This is a genomic window from Faecalibacterium sp. DFI.5.82 (genome assembly GCF_029076575.1).
GTDB classification, from domain to species: domain Bacteria; phylum Bacillota; class Clostridia; order Oscillospirales; family Ruminococcaceae; genus Faecalibacterium; species Faecalibacterium duncaniae.
Map to the genome: position 1 here is coordinate 1 of NZ_JARFIS010000156.1, position 360 is coordinate 360.

Annotated in this window: 1 protein-coding gene; it reads left to right on the top strand. The window is 60.6% G+C overall.

Annotated features, from left to right (window positions below):
• Window positions 1-360 (top strand): ABC transporter transmembrane domain-containing protein (locus P0G09_RS16030; protein WP_275253155.1); only part of this gene is annotated, 360 nt, incomplete at both ends.

Below are 360 nucleotides of genomic sequence, written 5' to 3' on the forward strand. Positions count from 1 at the left end.
TGCTCAGTGAGAATGTGCCCATCACGCTGGTGGTGGTCTGCATCACCCCGCTGAGCCTGGTGGTGGCAAGCTTCCATGCCAAGCGCAGCTACAAGTATTTCCAGGGCCAGAGCACCGTGCGCGGTGAGCAGACCGCCCTGGTCAACGAGATGATCGAGGGCCAGAAGGTCGAGCAGGCCTTTGGCCATGAGGCCGAGAGCCTTGCCGCCTTTGACGAGGTGAATGGCCGCCTGCAGAGCGTGAGACTGAAGGCCATCTTCTTCTCCAGCATGACCAACCCCGCCACCCGCTTTGTGAACAACATAGTTTATGCAGGTGTCGGTCTGGTGGGTGCCGTTTACGCTGTGGCGGGCGGCATCA